Raw genomic sequence first — 4,231 nt, 5'->3', positions numbered from 1 at the left:
GCGGCGGAAGCCGGTCTCGCGCTCGGCATCGACAGGGAAGATCACCGCGGCGATGTTCTTGGAGCGGTAATAGGCCGCCGTCTCCGGCACGGTTGGCGGATGCTTGTTCGGCGACTTGAAGTATTCCGCCATCTGCGCCTGGAAGTCGTCATAACCGTCGTCGGGATGGCAGCCGCAGGGCTCCTCGGCATGGGTGTGGATGTCGATGGCGACGACTTTGTCGATATCAGGCAGCTTCAGTTTCGGCATGGGTTTCCTCCCGACGGGTTGCCGAATTGATTATATGATATAACGAATTTGGCAAGGCGTCCTCGAAAGGGCCTGATTTCCCTTGGGATAAATCGGGCCGATCCGGCCGTTTCTACTGTGCATGGGGTTGTTTTCGCATTTTTGCCGGTTCGGAAGAGGGCAGTTAACATTGACATGACCTCCCGCCATGCCTTAAGAACCGCCCCGTCCCGGGCGGTCGTCCGCCGGCGGGAAAAATCTCATTTTGCCACATTCGCGCGTGCCGAAACGGTAGTGCCGAACACGGCCTTTCGAACGTTCAGGATTCTGCCATGAAGGTCCGTAACTCGCTGAAATCGCTGCGCGGTCGCCATCGCGCCAACCGCCTGGTCCGCCGCAAGGGCCGGGTCTATGTGATCAACAAGGTGCAGCGCCGCTTCAAGGCGCGCCAGGGCTGATATCCCTGGGGCAGCTGATCCCGCCTGGCGGTCGCCTCGCGCGCCCCGCAAGACCACGGCTCACACGAGTTTGACGCCGCCTTTGCTTTGCAAGGGCGGCTTTGCGCGTTTAGACTTTCACCATGGCAGTCAGATTCCCCCTCGCGCGTGCCCTGTGTCTGGCCCTTGTGCTGGGAACCGCTGGCCTGGCTCCGGCCGTGGCGCAGCAGGTTGAGCCACCCGGCAAGCAGAAGAAGCTGCCGGAAGCGCCGGCCAAGCTGCCCAAGGTCGATCGCAGCAAGAATCTCGATTTTCTGTTCGGCGCGCTGAAGGCCGCTCCCGACGAGGTCAGCGCCAAGCATGTCGAGGCGCGGATCTGGGCGATCTGGCTCCAGACCCCGAGCGACACCGCGGCGCTCCTGATGTCTCGCGCCAAGACCGCGGTCGATGCGAAGAAGATCGATGTCGCGATCAAGCTGCTGGATTCGGTCATCAAGCTCAGGCCCGATTACATCGAGGCCTGGAACAGGCGTGCGACGCTCTATTACATGCAGAACGACTATGGCCGCGCTCTCGCCGATGTCCAGCAAGTGCTGATCCGGGAGCCCCGCCATTTCGGCGCGCTCGCCGGCCTCGGCATGATCATGCAGGAGATCGGCGACGAGAAGCGTGCGCTGGACGCTTACCGCAAGGCGCTCGCCGTCAATCCGCACCTCGAAAAGATCCCCGATCAGGTCAAGGCGCTGACCGAGAAAGTCGAAGGTCGCGACATCTAGGGCACGATCCGCAAAGGAAGGCGCAGCGCGTCGTTTCAGGAGATCTTGCTCAACACAATAGGGACAAGTTGATCAGCTGCCGAGCGGTTGCGGCGTGCCCAGATTAACCACGATCCGATGCAGGGCGTCACCAGGACTATTGCCGGGCCTGTTGCTGGCCTAACTGCATGGCAGGAGCACAGCCATGAAGCGTTTGGTGTTCGCAGCCCTATTGCTGCTCGCGTCGGGGACGGTGAGCCTCGCCGACGGATTGTTCTGGGTGGTCGGCAACCGCGCCACCGGAAAATGCAATATCGTGACCAGCAATCCGGTCATCATCGGCGACATCTGGTTCGGCGATGGTCCCTACAAGTCCAGGGCGGACGCCAAACTTGCCCGTTCGACGATCCGCGCCTGTCCCGCAGTCACGCCCGAGGAAGAGAAGGGGGAGGAGGGTACGAACTAGTGTGGCCTGCCCTCAATGCAGGACGTTGCTGCCGCGCTCGACGAGGCCGCGATCGGCGGCTGCAGCGTAAGCCTTTGCAAGTTCGGTCTCGAGATGCTCGTTGATCAGAAGCAGCGCCCGTACGGCCCCGCGCAGGTCGCCGTTGCAGCTCGCGACGATTTCGTCGATCGCAGTGTCGTTCGATCTGAAGCTCATTGAAAATTCTCCGGTTCAAACCAGGACAAATCCTGCCGGTCTTTCCCGCATCGCCTGAGGTTGCGAGGAGGATCGGCGCCCACCCGCGCCTAGATGGCGGAACCGACCATGGCGATTATATGGACGCCGCGATGACGCCTGCATGAAGCTGCTCGGGGCGTACGCGCGCTGTTCCAATATTGTTGATTCCATTGAGTTTTTTGTTCTGAAATTATACACATATCCACAGCCCCCGGCATTTCCGGTGGAAGCGCGGAAAGCCGGCGGCGAAACTGCCCGCCAATCAGACCCGTAACTGCCCTGTGCCCAGGATCACCCGGATTCTCTCCATGATCGTGATGTCAGTCGTGACGGCGCTGGTTCTGCTGGCGCTGGTCACGCAGGCGGGAATCGTCGCCGTTCAACGCGCCTTTCCACCGCAGGGCCGGATGATCGAGGTCGACGGCGCGACGCTTCATGTCGTCGACATCGGCCCGCGCGATTCGGATCTTCCGATCGTGATGCTGCACGGCGCGAGCTCCAATCTCGAAGCGATGCGCCGGCCGCTCGGTGACAGCCTCGCCGGGGATCGTCGCGTGATTCTGATCGACCGCCCCGGCCATGGCTGGAGCCCGCGTGCTCGGCGGCAAGATTCGACGCCGCAGATCCAGGCGCGGATGATCGATGAAGCGCTTCACAAGCTCGGTATCGATCGCGCGGTCTTCGTGGTGCATTCCTGGAGCGGCGCCCTCGGCGCGCGGATCGCGCTCGATCATCCGCGCCGCGTTGCCGGTCTCGTGATGCTCGCCCCCGTCACTCATCCCTGGCGCGGCGGTGTCGGCCGCTACAACGAGATCATCGCAACGCCCGTGATCGGTCCGCTGCTCGCCTATACGATCACGCTGCCGCTCGGCTATGTCCTCGCTGAATCCGGTGCACGCAACGTCTTCCTGCCGCAAGCCATGCCGGACGGCTTCGTCAGGGACTCTGCGACGCCGCTGCTGCTGCGTCCCCGCGAGTTCATCGCCAATGCCTATGATCTGGTGACGTTGAAGGAGTCGGTCGCCGCGCAAGTTGCGCGCTATGGCGAGATAAAGGCGCCAGTCACGATCGTCGCCGGCGAGCCCGACAAGACGGTGAAAACCAGCATCCACGCGCGCCCGTTCGCCGCGGCCGTGCCCAATGCGAAGCTGATCGTGCTGCCGGACCTCGGCCACATGGTGCAGAACGCCGTGCCGGATCTCGTGAAGGCCGAGATCGAGACCATGATAGGCAGGATTGTCCCGGGGCGGGCGGCCGCCGACTAAAGCGTTTTCGAGCGAAGTGGATACCAGTTCGCGCGCAGAAAACGCGCCAGCTCCAGCGGCCCCCCTTTTTGCCTCTACTGCTTGATCTTCCCGTCCTTGTCGAACTGGGAAATGAAGGCCCAGAGATTGTTGATCTCGGTCTCGTTCTTGATGCCGGCGAATGCCATCTTGGTGCCGGGGATCTTGGCCTTGGGATCCTTGATGTATTCCTTAAACGTGGCCTCGTCCCAGGTGATGCCGGATTTCTTGTTCGCATCCGAGTAATTGTAGTCCGGCACGCTGCCGGAATGGCGGCCGTTGAGGCCGTTGAGCTCGGGGCCAACCTTGTTCTTGGCGCCTTCGCCGATCGCGTGGCAGGCCAGGCATTTGTTGAACGACGTCTTGCCGGCCGCGACATCCTGCGCCATCGCGGCGGGTGCGGTGGCAATCACGGTGAGGATCGTCAGTGCGCCAAAAGTCAGTTTTGTCATCGGGTGCTCTTCGTCTCTTCCCTGGTGGGTCTGGTCAGTCTCTTGCCTGATCGACAAGCGTCGACCCGCCGCTTTTGGCAGGCCTGCTCGGCTTGGACAAGCCACCAAACCATGACAGGTTTCACGATTTCCTACTTGTCCCAGAGCGAACTGGCGGAACATCGTCGATCCGACTTTCGGATGGCCTACCCAAACGGGCGCGGACGTGGTTGATTTGCCGCGATAAATTGATCGTGGGCGACGAGCCGGAAGGATATGTCATGGCCATCATGATGCCTGCGAGCGACCAGGCGGTGCTCGCGCGCCGCGCGGAGATCATTGCTGCTTTGCGCGCAATCGTGCCGGGCGAGGGCGTGATCGACAGCGCCGCCGAGATGCGAGCCTATGAATCCGA

At 62.0% G+C, this 4,231-nt stretch carries 6 protein-coding genes and 1 pseudogene; 4 read left to right on the top strand and 3 right to left on the bottom strand.

From position 1 onward, the window contains the following. Positions 1 to 249, bottom strand: a pseudogene (locus tag IC50_RS28600) (4-hydroxyphenyl-beta-ketoacyl-CoA hydrolase); the annotation flags it as partial. A 311-nt stretch (positions 250 to 560) separates the two neighbouring features. Here IC50_RS28600 and ykgO point away from each other — a divergent pair. The 3 genes from ykgO (at position 561) to IC50_RS28585 (ending at position 1,886) form a co-directional block, all read left to right on the top strand. Then, the gene (gene ykgO / locus IC50_RS28595) at positions 561 to 686 is read left to right on the top strand and encodes a type B 50S ribosomal protein L36 (protein WP_006611362.1); all 126 of its coding nucleotides are present in this window, start codon (positions 561 to 563) and stop codon (positions 684 to 686) included. 122 nt (positions 687 to 808) lie between these two features. Next, positions 809 to 1,441, top strand: coding sequence for a tetratricopeptide repeat protein (locus IC50_RS28590; protein WP_035712659.1), 633 nt, complete (start codon positions 809 to 811; stop codon positions 1,439 to 1,441). A gap of 184 nt (positions 1,442 to 1,625) precedes the next feature. Continuing rightward, entirely contained in the window at positions 1,626 to 1,886 is a 261-nt protein-coding gene (locus IC50_RS28585; RefSeq protein WP_035712656.1) for a hypothetical protein, read from the top strand. A 12-nt stretch (positions 1,887 to 1,898) separates the two neighbouring features. On the opposite strand, the gene IC50_RS28580 is transcribed toward IC50_RS28585, so the two are convergent. Then, positions 1,899 to 2,081 (bottom strand): hypothetical protein, encoded by a 183-nt coding sequence (locus IC50_RS28580; RefSeq protein WP_035712653.1) that lies wholly within the window; start codon positions 2,079 to 2,081, stop codon positions 1,899 to 1,901. Positions 2,082 to 2,410: 329 nt separating this feature from the next. Between IC50_RS28580 and IC50_RS28575 the strand changes: the two genes are divergently transcribed. Then, positions 2,411 to 3,367, top strand: coding sequence for an alpha/beta fold hydrolase (locus tag IC50_RS28575; protein ID WP_035712652.1), 957 nt, complete (start codon positions 2,411 to 2,413; stop codon positions 3,365 to 3,367). A 74-nt stretch (positions 3,368 to 3,441) separates the two neighbouring features. Here the strand turns inward: IC50_RS28575 and cycA are convergent, their stop codons facing one another. Then, complete coding sequence (gene cycA / locus IC50_RS28570; RefSeq protein WP_035712649.1) at positions 3,442 to 3,837, bottom strand: cytochrome c-550 CycA; 396 nt, start codon at positions 3,835 to 3,837, stop codon at positions 3,442 to 3,444. Between the last annotated feature and the right edge of the window lie 394 nt (positions 3,838 to 4,231).

Source organism: Bradyrhizobium genomosp. I (2014), from assembly GCF_000261685.1.
Lineage (GTDB): Bacteria > Pseudomonadota > Alphaproteobacteria > Rhizobiales > Xanthobacteraceae > Bradyrhizobium.
The sequence above is the reverse complement of the archived record's forward strand: the minus strand, read 5'-3'. Positions and strand labels throughout refer to the sequence as shown.

Bases quoted from the DNA above. Each gene is read 5' to 3' on its own strand.
- ykgO (WP_006611362.1), top strand. From the start codon at position 561: ATGAAGGTCCGTAACTCGCTGAAATCGCTGCGCGGTCGCCATCGCGCC.
- IC50_RS28590 (WP_035712659.1), top strand. From the start codon at position 809: ATGGCAGTCAGATTCCCCCTCGCGCGTGCCCTGTGTCTGGCCCTTGTG.
- IC50_RS28585 (WP_035712656.1), top strand. From the start codon at position 1,626: ATGAAGCGTTTGGTGTTCGCAGCCCTATTGCTGCTCGCGTCGGGGACG.
- IC50_RS28580 (WP_035712653.1), bottom strand. From the start codon at position 2,081: ATGAGCTTCAGATCGAACGACACTGCGATCGACGAAATCGTCGCGAGC.
- IC50_RS28575 (WP_035712652.1), top strand. From the start codon at position 2,411: ATGATCGTGATGTCAGTCGTGACGGCGCTGGTTCTGCTGGCGCTGGTC.
- cycA (WP_035712649.1), bottom strand. From the start codon at position 3,837: ATGACAAAACTGACTTTTGGCGCACTGACGATCCTCACCGTGATTGCC.